Origin of the sequence: Candidatus Tisiphia endosymbiont of Ditula angustiorana, from assembly GCF_964026425.1 — a bacterium.
Classification (GTDB): Bacteria; Pseudomonadota; Alphaproteobacteria; order Rickettsiales; family Rickettsiaceae; genus Tisiphia.
This window is the reverse complement of record NZ_OZ032143.1, coordinates 578,963-595,909: the sequence shown is the minus strand read 5'-3', so window position 1 is coordinate 595,909 and position 16,947 is coordinate 578,963. Positions and strand designations below refer to the sequence as shown.

Annotated in this window: 14 protein-coding genes; 8 read left to right on the top strand and 6 right to left on the bottom strand. The window is 32.9% G+C overall.

The genetic code is table 11. The features are described from left to right. Positions 1-99: 99 nt before the first annotated feature. The 3 genes from AAGD29_RS02665 to AAGD29_RS02655 all read right to left on the bottom strand — a co-directional run bounded on the left by AAGD29_RS02665 (position 100) and on the right by AAGD29_RS02655 (position 3,395). Positions 100-1,551, bottom strand: a complete 1,452-nt coding sequence (locus AAGD29_RS02665) for an IS4 family transposase (protein ID WP_341758415.1) — start codon at positions 1,549-1,551, stop codon at positions 100-102. A 125-nt stretch (positions 1,552-1,676) separates the two neighbouring features. Next, positions 1,677-2,867 carry a fatty acid desaturase gene (locus AAGD29_RS02660; RefSeq protein ID WP_341758414.1) on the bottom strand — a complete coding sequence of 397 codons (1,191 nt, stop codon included), beginning with the start codon at positions 2,865-2,867 and terminating at the stop codon, positions 1,677-1,679. Between the two features lie 75 nt (positions 2,868-2,942). Continuing rightward, a complete protein-coding gene (locus AAGD29_RS02655; RefSeq protein ID WP_341758413.1) occupies positions 2,943-3,395 on the bottom strand; it encodes a hypothetical protein in 453 nt (150 codons plus the stop codon). Between the two features lie 439 nt (positions 3,396-3,834). Here AAGD29_RS02655 and AAGD29_RS02650 point away from each other — a divergent pair, with 439 nt between their 5' ends. The 6 genes from AAGD29_RS02650 to AAGD29_RS02625 all read left to right on the top strand — a co-directional run bounded on the left by AAGD29_RS02650 (position 3,835) and on the right by AAGD29_RS02625 (position 8,475). Next, on the top strand, positions 3,835-4,296 hold the full coding sequence (locus AAGD29_RS02650) for a cell division/cell wall cluster transcriptional repressor MraZ (RefSeq protein ID WP_341754196.1): 462 nt from the start codon (positions 3,835-3,837) through the stop codon (positions 4,294-4,296). Next, positions 4,293-5,243 (top strand): 16S rRNA (cytosine(1402)-N(4))-methyltransferase RsmH, encoded by a 951-nt coding sequence (gene rsmH, locus AAGD29_RS02645; protein WP_341758412.1) that lies wholly within the window; start codon positions 4,293-4,295, stop codon positions 5,241-5,243. The genes AAGD29_RS02650 and rsmH overlap by 4 nt, the downstream gene beginning before the upstream one ends. Beyond that, positions 5,233-5,646: a hypothetical protein gene (locus tag AAGD29_RS02640; protein WP_341758411.1), complete on the top strand. Its 414-nt coding sequence runs from the start codon at positions 5,233-5,235 to the stop codon at positions 5,644-5,646. The genes rsmH and AAGD29_RS02640 overlap by 11 nt, the downstream gene beginning before the upstream one ends. A gap of 153 nt (positions 5,647-5,799) precedes the next feature. Next, entirely contained in the window at positions 5,800-7,503 is a 1,704-nt protein-coding gene (locus AAGD29_RS02635) for a peptidoglycan D,D-transpeptidase FtsI family protein (RefSeq protein WP_410521169.1), read from the top strand. 275 nt (positions 7,504-7,778) lie between these two features. Next, entirely contained in the window at positions 7,779-8,288 is a 510-nt protein-coding gene (locus AAGD29_RS02630) for a DUF4410 domain-containing protein (RefSeq protein WP_341758410.1), read from the top strand. Between the two features lie 31 nt (positions 8,289-8,319). Beyond that, positions 8,320-8,475 (top strand): hypothetical protein, encoded by a 156-nt coding sequence (locus AAGD29_RS02625; RefSeq protein ID WP_341758409.1) that lies wholly within the window; start codon positions 8,320-8,322, stop codon positions 8,473-8,475. Between the two features lie 108 nt (positions 8,476-8,583). On the opposite strand, the gene polA is transcribed toward AAGD29_RS02625, so the two are convergent. The 3 genes from polA to AAGD29_RS02610 all read right to left on the bottom strand — a co-directional run bounded on the left by polA (position 8,584) and on the right by AAGD29_RS02610 (position 12,760). Next, positions 8,584-11,229, bottom strand: coding sequence for a DNA polymerase I (polA, locus tag AAGD29_RS02620; protein WP_341758408.1), 2,646 nt, complete (start codon positions 11,227-11,229; stop codon positions 8,584-8,586). Positions 11,230-11,517: 288 nt separating this feature from the next. Beyond that, on the bottom strand, positions 11,518-11,865 hold the full coding sequence (locus AAGD29_RS02615; RefSeq protein ID WP_341758407.1) for a hypothetical protein: 348 nt from the start codon (positions 11,863-11,865) through the stop codon (positions 11,518-11,520). Between the two features lie 49 nt (positions 11,866-11,914). Then, complete coding sequence (locus AAGD29_RS02610; protein ID WP_341758406.1) at positions 11,915-12,760, bottom strand: MFS transporter; 846 nt, start codon at positions 12,758-12,760, stop codon at positions 11,915-11,917. Positions 12,761-12,860: 100 nt separating this feature from the next. On the opposite strand from AAGD29_RS02610, the gene AAGD29_RS02605 reads away from it, so the two are divergent. Both AAGD29_RS02605 and AAGD29_RS02600 read left to right on the top strand, forming a co-directional pair. Further along, the gene (locus AAGD29_RS02605) at positions 12,861-13,286 is read left to right on the top strand and encodes a DedA family protein (protein ID WP_341758405.1); all 426 of its coding nucleotides are present in this window, start codon (positions 12,861-12,863) and stop codon (positions 13,284-13,286) included. A 297-nt stretch (positions 13,287-13,583) separates the two neighbouring features. After that, positions 13,584-16,730 carry a PD-(D/E)XK nuclease family protein gene (locus AAGD29_RS02600; protein WP_341758404.1) on the top strand — a complete coding sequence of 1,049 codons (3,147 nt, stop codon included), beginning with the start codon at positions 13,584-13,586 and terminating at the stop codon, positions 16,728-16,730. Positions 16,731-16,947 lie beyond the last annotated feature (217 nt).

Here is a 16,947-nt window from a genome sequence, read left to right as displayed (position 1 = left end):
TAGCGTATACAATTCGCCTTTCAAGTGTTGGCGTTGTGGTACGATGGAACTTCGCGTAGGAACAACGGTTTGACTACGCTCCGCTTACTCGCCTTACTATTACCCACAAATATTAGAGTTAGCTAATTGATAACCTTGAACTAGATCAAATAACCGTTGCCATCCTCTCCACAATACAATAGGACCAGGCTCTAGATCATTTTTTCTTGCTAAATACCCACCCAATTTAGCAACCCATATTATAGCATTTTTTATTGTAGGAATTGTATTATTAGGGGGAGCTGCTTTGTGTATCTTTACATACAAAACTCGCCATTCTTCTTCAGCTAATATTACACTACATGGTAGATTAGGATTAGTTCTGCCAATTAAAGTAATAAAAAAAATTCTCCAAGCAATTATGCTCATGATTGTCAAGTATTTTATTAATCTTTCTCCTGTTGCAAGTCTACATTGTTCAACCCTAAATCCAGATTTTAAAATTTTATGAAAAATTTCAATTCTCCATCTTAAACAATACCATCTTACTTTCTCTATAGCTTCTTCAAAATTATTGATAACTATATTGGTTAGTAACATCCATTCTAATGGTGTTGTTCCACTAGGGGGACGACGCTCAATAACATTGATGGCATATACTGGTAAATTTGGCAATGTTTCTGTTTTATGTCTTACATTGTTTACAGGAGGATTCATTATAAATTTTCCAAATCTAACTTCCAAATGTCTAATCCTATTAGCTTTATTTTCTTGACTAGTATCTTTAACTGCTATTTCTCCAGCACACTGGAAACCCCATACTACCTTCCACAAATATTGTCTATCTTTTTTGGAATATTTTGACTTTTTATTTATTTCTCTATCCTGTGCAGCTCTAACTAAAACTTTAGATTTCTGAGCTTGTGCCAATTCAAAAAAATCATATATATCAGCTTCTCTATCACAAACAGTTATAATTTGGGTATTACTATTATTCGTTGCATTAATAGTGTTCTGTAATGCATTAAGCCACTTCATACTTTCTTTATCTTTAATATGTACCGCATTACCATGACTAGTTTTTTTTAACTGTTGTATTTCTTCAGGCACTGCTGGTCTATTGTGAATCTTTTGATCCAACAACCCAAGTGCTAATCCATTGGTAGCAACCGCAAAGGCAGTATGCATTATCAGACCTTTACATTCAATATTTTTAACATTCTTTCCCTCTTTTCTTGATAACACACCCAATCCAGTAGTTTTTTTATGACTAGTATATGTGATATAACTAGTATCTTGTATAACAAGAACTTTATCATGCTCTTTGATTCTTTCTACTGCTTTAGCAATATGGGCTTCTAATATTTTTGATTCCTTAACATTATCGTTTTTAAAAAAACGATATGCTGCTTTTGTTTCTGCCCAATTTCCACATGCTTGATTAATTGAGCTTTCAGGTATATTTGCAAAATTATCAGCTATCTTTATTAACCTATTTGTCAGCCTTTTATCACCCAAAATAGCTCCACTAAATTCCTCGGTCAAATAATTATTTATTATTTCTTGACTCATACTATACCTCTACAATGTAATATTTTAATTGCAAATCAGTATATTATTTTTACTTCTTTTTCACCATTGTTATTTTGTGGGTAATAGTAAGGCTTACTCGCCACTCGTACGCCTAGCTAACTCTATTAGTTCCTAATATACTTTCTATCTAGCTCGTTATATAATCTATAAATTGCCATTTCTCGATCTTTAATCTTTTTACTAGCAATTTTTAGTAATCTTTCTGATGACTTTTCAGTTAACTGAATTGATGAATGTAGTTGTTCAGCAAGCTTCTTCAGTGATTCCTGAATTTCCATAAAAGATTTTTCTAATTGAGCTTTAATAGATATAGAAGAATTTTCAAGCTCATTAAGCTTTACGTACACTCGTTCTACCAGTTGATTGATTTTATCTTGCAGTAAACTTAATTGCTGTTTGCGTCCCTCTATTAGGTATTTACTAGTCTCATTTATTTTGGCTTGTATTCTGATTTTAGGAGTAATTTCTAAGTTCCAAGCTAGTCCAAGTTTGCTCATCACGTATATTATCCATTTATGGACATCAAAATGATACCATTTAGCACCATTACGATAATCTGATGGGAATGCATGGTGGAAATTATGCCAGTTTTCACCTAATAAGAATAAAGCCATCCACCAAATATCTCCAGCAGTACCTTTATAATATTGTTTACTACCAACGAAATGGCATAGAGAATTGACGCAAAAAGTTGCCTGTTGTTGCAATGCTCTTCCCATACCAATAAACAGGAAACCAGCATAGGCAGAATTGATAGTACCACCTATTAAGTAACCTATTAATGCTGGAAATACAATATTCATAAATGTAGCAATTTGCCAATAATATTTTAATTGCCATCTTAGCAATTTACTTTTACCAAGTTTAACCATAGTAATCCGGTCAATTGACTTGTAGCTTCCATCAATTATCATCCATCCAATATGTGACCATAGTAATCCCAAGATTTTATTGTCAAACTTTAGTGGGGTATGAGGATCTTGGTCTTTGTCAGTATGAGTATGGTGTTTGTGATGATTTGAAGCCCAAGACAAGGCTGGTCCTTGTAAAGTGGCGGCTGACATTATAACAAGAATAAACTCCACCGCTGTATTTGTTTTAAAGGCATGATGTGACCAAAGCCTATGCAAACCAACACCAACAGTAATATTAGAACCATAATAACCGGCTAACAGTAAACCTATTTCGAATATACCTATCTTGTGGCTAATGTGATATTTTATAACCAAAAATGCAAGTAAAATTGGGTATATGATAAGCACAAAAAAAGTAAGCCACGAAATTCTTTTTAGCATATATCTAATCTTTAAATAAATTAAATGTCCTTAACTCCATAGTTACAATATAACATATTGCAACATATTGCAATATTACATTTTACGTTTCCATAATTTGTTAAACATCCGTTGTCCGAAATAGAAACTAATAATACCGGCAAAAATAGCCTGATCGTCTATATTCCATAAAACATCAAGATATTCTACAAGGATCGCCGTACTCTGTATGGTTCTATATTGCATATATTTGACGTAGGCATACATAATAAAAAAACTATAGGCAAGGACAGGGCGAACTGAGCCATTCAATGCGTCAACCCAATTAACGCCTGATTTATATGTTGAATATAAAGTATTATTTTCAGCAATGTCTTTTGAAGCATCAAGCTCTGTCAGTAGCTTTGTATGTCCTAGTTTATTGATTTCAATTTGTCGATCTAAAAGATTAAGTTCATGTTTTTTATCATTTTGATCCTTTAGAATTTTTAAAATCTCCGGAATAATTGAGCTAATAAAGCCCGTTATTGAAGCAAGTAGTGTAATCATAAAATGCTCATTAAGTTTTACTATAATATAATTATAATAAAGTTTTTCTCTGCACTAATACTCGTCATCCACTTTTTTAAAGATTTTATTATTAATTCTTTGAATCACATATATACGTCAAATAAGTCACAATGGATAAAAATTTATAATTTGTTTGTCAACTGTTTAAAACCTTCTTGACTCTATAATTATAGTACAATATCCTAAAAATTCCATATAATCCCAAATTATCCCAATTATAACCAAAAATTAGTTATAACTTAATTATGGGATAATATTTAAGTAATTTTGCTGTCATCCCAGCTTCGGTGCGGGATCTAAAAGTAGCCTAAAAGGCTGTTAAGTATTATAACCCCTGCTTTTGCAGGGGTGACATTGAAGCTGCAGGGGTTGCTAAAGTTGATACCCCATGTGGTAATTATTGAAAGGTAAAGGGTAAATGAATATTTTTTTATCAAAATATATAAACAATCTTGATAAGAAAGGTCGGGTTTCGATACCTGCCAGCTATAGATTAGCTTTGTCTAGTCAGTCGTTTAATGGGATTATTGCCTATCCGTCTTTTAGAAATAAGTGCATTGAAGGCTGTAGTTTGAAGAGGCTTGAGGAGCTAAGTCAAATAATCCAAACCTTAGATCCCTATTCTGAGGAACGAGATGCTTTCGAAACGATCATTCTTGGTGAAGCTATCCAGCTTAGCTTTGATAGTGAGGGGAGGGTGATTCTACCTAAATCTTTAATAGATCACGCTGGTATATCAGATCAAGCTTGCTTTGTAGGGAAGGGATTGGTCTTTGAAATTTGGCAGCCACAAAATTTTGAAACGTATCTTTCTTCAGCTCGGCAAATTGCTCAAAGTAACCGTTTAACACTGAAAAACATTAAGGATGTAGTTGTATGATACAAGAGTTCGCATCGTCTCATACGCCGGTTATGTTGAATGAAGTTAAAGAAGTCTTATGTCCTAAAGAAGGAGGAAGTTATTTAGATTGCACTTTTGGTTTTGGTGGTTATAGCAGGATGATATTAGATTCTTGTAATTGTCAGTTAGTAGCAATTGATTGTGATCCAAATGTTAGAACTTACGCTAATCAATTGGTAAACGATTATCCTAGCAGAGTGAGCTTTATTCAGACAGGCTTTGCTGAAAGTTTTTCAAAATTAGGTTCGTTGAAATTTGATGGGATAGTTATGGATTTAGGGGTTTCTTCTATGCAACTTGATTCTGGAGATAGGGGGTTTTCATTTACCCATGATGGTCCACTTGATATGAGGATGAGCAGTACGGGATATAGTGCTGCCGATTTTATAAATGAGGCTGATGAACAAGAAATAGCAGATGTGATTTATAAATATGGAGATGAAACTTATTCTCGAAAAATCGCTAAAAAGATTATAGAACATAGGTTATTAGAGCCTATTACTAATACAGCAAAATTTGCCCATATTGTTCGTAGTAATATAGGTTTTAGAAAAGGTAAAATTGATTCCGCTACTAAGACTTTTCAAGCAATTCGTATTCATATCAATGATGAACTAGGTCAATTAGCAAGATTTTTAGATAATTGCAAGAATATTTTAGCACCAAATGGTCGGCTAGTAATTGTTTCATTTCATTCATTAGAAGACCGAATTGTTAAGAATTTTTTAAAAGCAAATTCTGCTAAGGTAGTCGCTAGGTCTAAATACAGTGTAAAGATTTCGCCTGAAGACAGTTCTAAAGAATGGCTTAAAATTCTTACAAAAAAACCATTATGTCCATCGCCTAAAGAAGTTGCACTTAATCCAAGAGCAAGGTCTGCAAAGTTGAGGGCTGGGCAGAAAATAGGTAATATATATGGTAGTTAGAGTATTTAGTTATATAGTTGTAAGTACTATAATTCTTTCTATTTATGGCTTATTTAGAGTCAAAGATAAGGTCATTAGTTTGCATTATCAGCTTGGGGAAGTTTCAAAACAACTAACTGATGAGCGAGACATGATTCACGTGTTAAAAGTCGAACAATCATACCTTACTTCCCCAGCTAGACTAAGAAAATTATCATCACTTTATTTACAATTAGATACTATTAAGGTTAAGCAAATGATTAGTGACCCTTTAGCACCTGATGAGAGTAAAAAATATGCAAAGGCTAATGAAGTAAGTGGTTCGTATTTTAGTAAAACCAACACTAAATGGCGTTATAAAACAATTGCTAATAATAAATATATACAAACTGTTTCAACTAAAAAAACAGAGTGTATTCGATGAAAATCAATATTAGTATGGTACTTACATGGCAAGAAAGATGTTATCCTGCTTCGGTGCGGTATCTAAAAAAATACCTTGAAAGACTATTCAGTATTATATATCCGCTACTTCCGCAGAATGACATACTAGTGAGCCATTAGCAGCAGTATGTAGATGGGTAACGATATATTTTTATTGGTATTTCTAAAAAATACTCTAACTAAGATGAAGAAAAATTTTGGTAGTATTATTTTATGGGATGTAGGTGCTAACAATACCAAAATCAGATTATTAATAGTCAGCTGTTGTTTTGCTATGTTTTTTTGTGGTTTATCATATCGCTTAATAATTGTTGCGACCAATGGCTATGTTAAGTCAGAATATCAAGTAAAAAATAGTGACTTTAGGAAAGAGATAGTAGATCGTAATGGTAACTTATTAGCAGTAAATTTGCCTTCCTCCTCATTGTTTGCCAATCCACAGAAAATAATTAATCCTTTGCAATGTTTAGAAAGATTATCCAAAATTTTGCCTGATATTGACAAAATGAAGTTACTTGCAGAGCTACAAAGTAACAAAAGTTTCGTATGGATCAAAAGGGATTTATTGCCAAAAGAGCAAGAGGCGATATCAAATTTGGGGATGCCAGGTTTTAGTTTTGAACAAGAACAAAAAAGAATCTATACTTTTTCCAATTTATTGTCACATATTATAGGATATGTGGGTAGGGATTTGGTTGGTCTTGCTGGATTAGAAAGAACCTATGATAAGTTTCTAACTAATTCTGACTTTATACAGCCGGATCAACTTAAAAAACCTCTTGAACTATCTATAGACGTAAGATTACAAAATATCCTAAATGAAGAAATAGATAGGACATTAAAGGAGTTTAGTGCAATAGGAGCGGTGGGAATAATTGTTAACCCTAATAATGGTGAGATTTTAGCTATTGTTAGTAAGCCGGATTTTAATCCACATTATCCAAGTAGAGCAAAACCAGAAGAACTGTTTAATATGGCAAGTCTTGGTATCTATGAGATGGGGTCTGTATTTAAAACTTTGACTATGGCCGTAGCTTTTGATACTGGTGCTATAGCAATAAACGATGCTTATGATATTAGCTATATGAAGGTAGGGGGATTTAATATAAAAGATTATCATCCAAGGCAAGGGTGGCACAGTGTTCCAGAAATTTTCTTGCATTCATCAAATATTGGTGTTAGCCAAATTATGCTTGAAGTTGGGAAGAATGATTTTAAAAACTATTTAAAGAAATTAGGTTTACTAGATCAGCTTAAAATTGAGTTACCAGAGAGAGGTACTCCTTTGTTTCCATCTGACAAGAGGTGGAGTGATCTTACTACTGCTGTCATGGCCTATGGTTATGGCATTTCAATTAGCCCTTTACACTTTATTCAAGCAGTATTACCAATAGTAAATGGAGGGATATTATATGATCTGACTCTAATCAAAAGGCACGATGAGCCTCTTGTTGGCACGCGTGTTTTTAGTGAGAAAACCTCTAAACAAATGAGTGAGTTATTTCGTTTGGTGGTAAAAGAAGGGACAGGACGTAGAGCCGATGTTAAAGGATATCTTGTCGGTGGTAAAACTGGTACTGCTGAAAAATTAACTTCAGATGGGCATGGCAAGAAAAAATATCTTAAGAATAGCAGAATGTCATCATTTTTAGGTTTATTACCAGCCATTGATCCCCAATATATTATTTTTATAATGTTTGATGAACCAAAAGGAACAAAAGAATCCTTTGGCTTTGCTACTGCTGGCTGGACTGCAGCTCCTACTGTTGGAAGAGTCCTTGAGCGAATGGTATCACTATATGGAATAGAACCAGTTGAAAAAGGGGAGGGGTTGTGATCTTTCTCCTACAGTATAGTGAAACCTATTGAATTAGGTGATACAAATTTTGTGTCATACCTGCGAAAGCAGGTATCTAGATTGCCGCCGTTGCTAAGAATGACAACTTACAATCGTTATGTTCTTTGTCACCATCCTATGGACTTAACTATAGTATCAGCTATCCAAACCATATTCCAACTGATAATATTTTTTCTTTGCTAAATATCTCTTGTCAGTGTGTACTTTATATATTAAGTTATTATACTTTATATATCAAATTACATTGAGGAATTATGAAAAATATTATCTTTTTAATTTTAACAATAATGCTATCATCTTGTGGTAGTACATCAAGTATACGTAACGCACAACCATCAGAGAGTCGGGTGGATTTTAGTAGTTATGATTACATAATTATTAATGATTTTGAGGATGGTACTAGCAAATCTTCTGATGATCCACATGTTATATCAGAAGGTAAGAGATTTGCCGATATGATAGCAAGTTCAATTAAATCTAAAAAATTATTCGACAAAGTTCAACGGAATGTTGACTCTACAGATAGGGCTATACTTATTGATGGGAAAATAACTAAGTATTCTGAGGGTAATGCTGTTATGCGTACACTAATTGGTTTTGGTGCTGGTAGCTCTCGCTTTGACGCAAAAATTAATATAAAAGATAATGAGACAAAAAAATTGTTAGGTATACTGCTCGTAAATGAAGAGTTGGTAGACGAAGATCAAAATCAACAAGTGCTAGGAGTGTCCAAGCCGAGGAGCACAGCGTACATTAGTACGTGAGCACCGCAGGTCTTGGACAACAACAACGCAATTGTTGATTTTCATCGAGTATAGCATAGATGCTAATAAAATGAGTTGGGCACTAGGAGGGGTAATCGCTGGTTCTCAAGATGTTAAATCACATATGAATTCTGTTGCTTCTCAAATCGCCTGTGAGTGTGAGACTGCTAAGAAAAAGAAGAAATAGGACAAAAAAGGGTAGTCTAGGATTCATCCTAGGCTACTTGACCTTTTGTACTTCTTGTGTTTCCTTAGTTTCCTTCAAATTCAAAAGTTATTTTAACAATTTGTGTAGTTAGTTGAAGATATGCGTATTTAGCCAATTATCTCCCACCTTGGTTTCAACAATAAGTGGAATGGCTAATTTAGGTACGTTCTCCATAGTGGTTTTGATTAGGTGAGTGGCTACTTCTATTTCATCAATAGGAGACTCAAAAAGTAACTCATCATGGATTTGTAGAATTAGTTTGGTTCTTAATTGCAATTTCCGTATCTTACGGTCAAGATCAATCATTGCCACTTTTATGATGTCTGCACTAGTTCCTTGAATTGGAGCGTTGATTGCTGCCCTTTCGGCAAATTGCTGTAGGGAGTGTTTCTTATCATGGATTAAGGGAATAAAACATTTCCGTCCGAATAGGTTTAGGACATAGCCATGTTCCTTGGCATAGTTTTTTATATATTCCATATATTTTTGAATTTCTGGGTATTCTTCAAAATATTTTTTTATGTATTCTGCTGCTTGTGAAGAGCTAATATTTAACTGTTTTGCCAGTCCAAAGCTACTGATACCATAAATAATACCAAAATTTATGGCTTTTGCTTTACGCCTATGTTCTGGTGTTAAATCTTTTTCGGTAATTTTAAATATATTACAAGCCGTTTTACTATGTATATCCTCACCATTAACAAAAGCTTGCTTTAAGGATGGTATATCTGCCATGCTACTTAAGATTCGGAGTTCAATTTGTGAATAGTCAGCTGAAATTAATTTATGCCCATATTCTGCAATAAAAGCTGTTCTGATTTTGTTGCCTTCTTTCGAGCGAATTGGCACATTCTGTAAGTTCGGATCTTGAGAACTAAGCCTACCAGTGCTAGTTGAAGTTTGTAAAAATGTGGTATGTACCCTATGAGTTATTGGATTTACTTGCAGAGGTAAGCTATCCGTATAAGTATTTTTTAATTTAGTTAAATGACGCCATTTTAATAATAAATCGGCAATAGCAAAACCACTCTCGCTAATTTTTTCAAGTATTTCTGCACTAGTAGAATAAGACTTAGCTTTTGATGACAATTTACCAAAGGGTAGTTGCATTTTCTCAAACAAAATTTCTCCCAGTTGCTTTGGCGAGGCAATGTTAAACTTTGTACCAGTAATGGTAAAAATTTCCTGCTCTAATTTAGTAATTTCATTACCAAATTCACTTGATAGCTGTTTAAGATACTGTGAATCGATTTTAATTCCAGCTTTCTCCATTTTATCTATTATATAACATAAAGGTAAATCAATTTCTTTGTATAGTGCTAAGGCATGATTATCCTTTAACTCTAACAATAGTTTTTGATAATCAGTACTAAAGCCAGTAATTATTTCCGCTATGGCTTCTAAATTATCCTTTTCCACCGAATCAAACAGGTCTTTTTGAGGTTTACCAGCAGATATTAGATATTGCATTAGTTCTAGATCTTCAATCGATGCTATTTCACTATCTACAAAGAATTTTAATAATGATTTTAGTTTATAAGTGATTTTCTTAATAGACTTATTTTTTAGTAATTTGAGAATATCAGGCATAAACCATTGATGCAGATAGTTTTGACGAAAATCATCAGAAAGTAAATCAGACATATTACTAGGGGTTCTAGCTACAAACTTAATGTTGTAGCACTTATCATCAATCGATAAAATTATAGAAGGATTTTGTCCTAGATGATCTGATAGATAAATACTGACGACCCCATGCTCTTCAGCTTTAATCATCACAGAATCAAGCTGTTGTTTAGAAGATATCTCCTGAACTATGATTTGCTTAATAGGCAAAGATTCATTGGTAATTTGTATTTGGAATAAATTTTCCACTCGTTTGTTTAGAGATTTAAAACCATATTCTGCTAGGAAGTCAGAGATTTGCCCAATATCAGGTGGTCTATATTGCAATAAACTAAAATCCAAGTCTATATCAACATTATAATCTAAACCAACTAGTTGCCAGGAAATTAATGCTATATCCTTTGAGGAGGTAATGATTTCCCTTTGACGATCGTTACTGATTTGATCGAGAGAATTTAAAAGTTCTGCTAACGAACCAAACTGTTTTATAAGTGTTGCAGCAGTTTTAGGACCAATGCTTGAAACACCTGGTATATTATCTGACTTATCACCGATCAAAGCCATTACTTCCCTGACCTTACTTGGTCCTACACCAAATTTCTCTATCACGTTATCTTCAGATATGTATTTTGCTTTTATTGGGTCATACATTTTAGTATGCGAATTAATTAATTGCATTAAATCTTTATCAGAAGAGATAATAATAGTATTTTCTTGTAATGCAGTTGCTTTATTGGCTAGAGTGGCAATTATATCATCTGCCTCACAACCAGCTTTCTCAATTATTGGGAAATTTAGGCTACTTGCTGCTAGACGAATAAGTGGTAATTGATCATTCAAATCCTTTGGTGTAGGCGGTCTATTTGCTTTATATTGCTCATAAATGTGGTGACGAAAATTCTTACCACCAGAGTCAAAAATAATGACAGCATGTTCTGGCTTAAAATCGTTCAATAGCTTTAACAACATGGAGGTAAAACCATACAATGCTCCAACAGCTAAGCCATTAGGAGAAGTTAATGGTGGCTGAACATGATATGCTCTGAAGACAAATCCATAACCATCAATTATTAATAAAGTATTTTTGTTAATTGTTTCGTTGGTCATTTTGTTATTAGGACAAATGGTTATGTTATGTAGTATACAACAATTATAATTTGCACTAAGCATTATTAGTAATATTTTAAAAATATTATTATTTAACTCACCTTACGCATAACCCCCATGGCAATTTAAAAATTGCAGAAAAGTACAAGAGTCATTGCGAGACCACGTAGTGGTCGTGGCAATCCACATTTATTAGATTGCTTCGTCGCTACTAAAGTAGCTCCTCGCAATGACGCCGGGCTGTTTTCTTCCTTATGACTTTTAAATGCCACGCGTAAGGTGAATTATTTAAGCTGAAACAGTCTTTTCCACAAGGTTATTGATTAATATTTGAGTTTTTGATCTTTTAGATAAATACCAAAAGCCGGTGATTCCGATAAGGCAACAAATTGGAATTATAGAAATTGCCATAATAAAATCAAAGCGACTATAAATAGGTACAGCTGATTCACTTAGTAGGTCATCCCAGTTGTAAGATATTAAATTACTCATAATTTTATGGAAAAAATGTCCAAATGACATATTAATGCAATTGACTATCGCAATAGCAAGTCCAGCAGATTTATCTGTAACAAGGTTACCTACAACAGTAAAAATTAGAACTTGATAACAACAAAAAATTCCTAATAAAAACATTAAAGAACTACTAGTAAAGAAACTTAATGAAGGACAATATAATAGAATACTAAAAATTGCTAGATGATTTTGATAAATTAGCAATAAGTGCAAGTATTGGACCACCAAAACACATACCTATATAAACGAATGAGGTAACCAAGTTACTTTCCATATCATTCATTTGATAAACTTGTTTGAAGAATGGAATAGCCCATACGTCAGCAAAACCTTCTAATGCTCCTACCATTAGACCACCACAAACTCCAATAAATAAAATAGTAGGGTTTAATAAGAGTTTCAATATTGAAGGCTCGGAATCGCTAGTATTAGAATTACTTCTTGTATCATCGGTTTTTACTAATAAAATCATTAGTCCAATGATAAATCCAACTAGAGCTAAACTATTAAAAGTTACGTCATAACCAAAATGTGTAAATAATAGCTTCATTGGAGTAATGCCAAATACTGCTCCAAGTAAGCCAAAGGTAAAAGAGAGTCCGAGCATTAAGGAATGATATTTAGCTGGGAAAGAGCTTCTAGTAATCTTAGCTACTGATAAAAAACCTACAGCAGAACCAGCTCCAATCATAAATCTACCAATGAGTAAGTAATTAAAATCAATGCTAGCAACAAAAGTTAGAGTACCAAGAGAGGTAACTAAGATAGATAAGAATGTGACAATCCTAAAATTAAATTTATCTAGCATTATGCCGATTGGTAATTGCATTCCTGCATAACCTAGATAATAATATCCAGCAAACGTGCCAAATGCTATGGTATCAATGGCAAATTTTTGTATAATTTCTTCTCTAAGAATTCCAGTTGAGAGTCTTAATATAAATTGAAAAGCAAAAAACAGGGTGGCAAGAGACCATAGCAAAAGTGGTTTTTTTAAGGATAAAGCTTTGTTCACAGGAAAATTTAGATTATAATTATGTTGTATTTTAAGGTAGCAAATTATAGTATTGGGTATATTTTGTCAAACCTATTATTTTTATAAACCAGTTTGAATTATGGACCAGTTTGAGGCATATTCGTTATTATTTATTGATAGTTTAGTAGGTAATTTAGTTGTAAGTTTAGATAGTGAATTAATCGTTCATTCTATGAGGATATTTGGTGTTTATAATAATTTAATAATACTTACTGTCGCCACCATTGCTTCATTATTTGCTACTAGTATAAATTATTTCTTTGGTTTGATCTTATTGAAAATTTTTTATTATTCTAAAAATGAACAGGTTCATACTAACCACCAATTATTTTCCCAATTCTTTTTAAAATATAACATATTTATACTTTGGTTTATGATAATACCGTTATGGGGCAAATTTATTCCTTTAATTGCCGGTTTTACTAAAACAAAATTTTTAAGAGTTTTAGCTATTAGTGGTGTTGTCAAGTTATGTTATTATATATATAATATTTGTATGATATAGCTAACCCGAGAAGGTTTTAGGTATATGTTAATCTTAGCTTAGCTAGAAGCGATGTCCCTGCACCTTCGGATGTCACCCCTGCGTAGGCAGGGGGCTAAGAAAATAGCATAGAAGACTATTAAATATTATTAGATCCCAGCTTTCGCTGGGATGACATCGTTTTTGGTTTTGTAAGTACATTACTTACGTTGGTTTTTTGATCCACGCGGGCAATGCCGTTGCTGAGAATGATATCAATTCTATCACCATTACTATGCCTTAAACCTTTTCGGGTTAGCTATATAATTAGAGAATTTAATGAACCTTTATAGAGTCAACCCGTCTTCATCGTTTTTGGATATAGTAGCTGATTTTATTCTAGATAATTTTGGTAAAGAATCTATTAGCAATCTTAAAATTATATTGCCAAGTGGCTTTGCTTGTTTAAATTTACAAAATATTTTGATTAAGAAGCAAAATATTGCGATTTTACCGAATATTATCCCTTTTTCCAATATTATGGCTGAAGGTGAGGAAATATTTAGTATTACATCAGAAAATCTAGAACCTATAACGTTAGAGCCTATAACGTTTTTGCAAGAGAGAATTATATTAGCAGAAATCATCCATAATTACCCTAAGCTACAATTCGGTATAACACAATCTTTACAGTTTTGTTCAACAATAGCTGAGTTATTTTATCAGCTAGCTTGTAATAATTTATCGATAGATTCTGTAAATGAAATAGAAAAAATGAATCCATCAAAACATTGGAATGTTATTTATGAATTTCTTAAATATACCCATCACCAATGGAAAAAGCAGATAGAATTGTTAGGATTGCTAGATCGTGTAAATTATCAAATAACTATGATGGAAGCAGAGATAGCAAGGTTGAAAAGAGCTGATACCAATTTAATAGTAGCGGGCATCATAGGTCACAATCTTATATCATGGAATTTCTTAAAGAATGTTGCTAATTCACCGTGTGGTTTTATAATTTTACCGCCTATTAGTAATAGATCTCTATTAGAATATGATAAGCCTGAAGAGGGTTATTTATATAGCCTAAAAAAATTACTGGCAATTCTAAATAAAGATTTATCAGATTTTCAGCCTTTAGGTAATGAGCAACAACATCATTCTATTCTAGATCAGATAATTTTTGAGGATAAAGATTTAACACTTGCTAAGCAGGGGCATTTAAACTGCGGCGTTATAACAACAAAGATGTCATTCGAGCTGCGGCGGGAATCTAAACAGATGTCATCCCTGTCTCCTTCAATGTCATCCCTGCGAAGGCAGGAATCTAAAGAAATAGACAAGAAGGGTGCTTTAGACATTTTAGATCCCCGCCTACGCGGGAATGACATTGAGGAAAGCAGGAATGACATTGAAGGAAGCAGGGATGACATTGAAGTAGACAGGGATGACATTGGTCTACTAAAATATTTTGAGCTTGAGGATATTTTTCAAGAAGCAGAACAAATAAGCCTGATCTGCAAACAGTATAGTGATAAGAAGATAGCTATTATTGTTAATAATCAAACAACCAAGAGTTGTTACTGTAATTTTTTGACCAAATATTCCTTAGAATTTCAAGATTTACTAGGTGATAATTTAACAAAAACGCTAGTTAGTTCTCTAATAATTTCTGTTAGTGAAATATTATGTAATGATTTTGATATAAAAAAGTTATTTTTACTATTAAAGAATCCTTTTATTAATTGTAAATTAGTACCAAAATTAGAGCTATTAATGAGCGGTAAGAACCGTTTTATACGGCAGCCTAGTCAGATGCTGTCTTTAGTAGAAAAAACCAATGATGATGCATTAATAAAGTGGTGTAAGAAACTAATAAACTTACTTTATACAAATAGTGGTAGTAGTTTTATTAAAATATTAAAATCCTCGATTAAGATTGCTGAAAAACTTTATCCAAATATTTGGTATGAACAGCCTGCTGCTGAACTATCAATTTTTCTATCTAGCTTAATAAAAAATAATTGTAATCTAACATTAAATAATAAAAAATGGTTTCCAGAGCTACTTAAATCTTTAATGTTTAGTTGTAAGTATTTTGCCCATAATAATTATTCTAAAAATATAATTATTGGTAAAGCTGAAGATTTAATGTTACTTAAATTTGACCTAGTAATTTTAGCCGACTTTAATCAAGGGAACTTAGCTTCGTCATCAGCTGTGAATCAGTGGATTAATGAGCAGACGCTTAAAAAATTACATATTGCTACTGGATCTACCATACATCAATATTATTTCTATTTATTTCTGCATAATGCTCAAGTGATAATTACTAGAGCAAAAAGACAAGGTAGTAAAGCTGGTTTGTTACCATCAAATTTATTATTAAAATTGCAATTTATTTTACAGAAAAGTTTGATTTCAGAAAATTATTTAACATATTTATCAGAAAGTGACTTAGTGGATGTACCAAATAATGTTAATATGGTTGAGTCAATTATAGCTAATCCGACTAGCATTAGTTCCAATTTACAGGATGATTTAAAAATCGTAGGGGAAGTAAACTCTAATCGTCATTGCGAGGAGATCGTAGAATCGACGAAGCAATCCAAGAAAACTTATACTAATCTAGATTGCTTCGTTGCTGCTAAAGCAGCTCCTCGCAATGACGCCAATTTACTTAGTTACGTCAGTAGTCCAATTTTTCCTGAAGTGATCTCAGTTACTGATATAGAAATGTTAATACGGAATCCTTATAGTTTCTATGCTAAGAAGATTTTGAATTTGAGAAGCAAGGATATGATAGGGCAGGAGCCTAAAATATCTGAATTTGGTAGTTTTGTTCATAAGGTCTTAGAACAATATTCTAAAAATTATGATAAGTTAGAAAATAACAAAGTTGGATTAATATTGGAGATTAGTAATAATATTTTACAGAATACTATTCTGCCAGCCTATACACAAAAAATTTGGCAAATAAAATTTATTCCTATTGCTGAGTCTTTTATTGAGTTTGATGAAAAACGCAGAAGTGATTCCCAATATATTTACTCAGAATGCAGAGGAGAAATTTCGTTAAATATTGGAGGGCAAGAATTAACAATAATTGGAGTTGCTGATAGAATTGAGGTAGATGAGCTTGGGGCAGCTGTCATTATCGATTATAAAACTGGTAGCTTACCGAGTAAAAAAGATGTAGAAGCCGGATTATCTCCGCAGCTAATCATTGAAGGCTTAATGTTACAGGAAGGTGGTTTTGCTATAAAAGTTCATAGCGTTAAACAGGTTACTTATGTAAAAATTGCTAGCTCGAAACCAATAATCCAAACTTTGGAAATAGACTTAACGAAAGAAGATTTAGATCGTCATAAACAGGGGATGATGCGATTACTAGAATATTATGTAACGAATAAAAACTTTCCATATGATATTGATTTACTAAAGTATGACGATTATGCACATTTGGCAAGGAGAGATTTATGAAGAAAATAGCCCGGCGTCATTGCGAGGAGCTACTTTAGTAGCGACGAAGCAATCTAATTAATGTGGATTGCCACGACCACTATGTGGTCTCGCAATGACGGGTTTTTAACTTTCAACAGTTGTGGCATAACACCCTAGGCTATTAAACCGATGTCTTACATCAATATTTGAGGTTATAATACTACTAATTGTCTATTTGTTCTTGAATTTATTAGTT

Coding starts and splice junctions, on each gene's coding strand:
- AAGD29_RS02640 (WP_341758411.1), top strand. CDS start 5,233: ATGGTAGTTAGAGTATTTAGTTATATAGTTGTAAGTACTATAATTCTT.
- rsmH (WP_341758412.1), top strand. CDS start 4,293: ATGATACAAGAGTTCGCATCGTCTCATACGCCGGTTATGTTGAATGAA.
- AAGD29_RS02660 (WP_341758414.1), bottom strand. CDS start 2,867: ATGCTAAAAAGAATTTCGTGGCTTACTTTTTTTGTGCTTATCATATAC.
- AAGD29_RS02615 (WP_341758407.1), bottom strand. CDS start 11,865: ATGTTTTTATTAGGAATTTTTTGTTGTTATCAAGTTCTAATTTTTACT.
- polA (WP_341758408.1), bottom strand. CDS start 11,229: ATGACCAACGAAACAATTAACAAAAATACTTTATTAATAATTGATGGT.
- AAGD29_RS02635 (WP_410521169.1), top strand. CDS start 5,800: ATGGGTAACGATATATTTTTATTGGTATTTCTAAAAAATACTCTAACT.
- AAGD29_RS02600 (WP_341758404.1), top strand. CDS start 13,584: ATGAACCTTTATAGAGTCAACCCGTCTTCATCGTTTTTGGATATAGTA.
- AAGD29_RS02655 (WP_341758413.1), bottom strand. CDS start 3,395: ATGATTACACTACTTGCTTCAATAACGGGCTTTATTAGCTCAATTATT.
- AAGD29_RS02650 (WP_341754196.1), top strand. CDS start 3,835: ATGAATATTTTTTTATCAAAATATATAAACAATCTTGATAAGAAAGGT.
- AAGD29_RS02630 (WP_341758410.1), top strand. CDS start 7,779: ATGAAAAATATTATCTTTTTAATTTTAACAATAATGCTATCATCTTGT.
- AAGD29_RS02665 (WP_341758415.1), bottom strand. CDS start 1,551: ATGAGTCAAGAAATAATAAATAATTATTTGACCGAGGAATTTAGTGGA.
- AAGD29_RS02605 (WP_341758405.1), top strand. CDS start 12,861: ATGGACCAGTTTGAGGCATATTCGTTATTATTTATTGATAGTTTAGTA.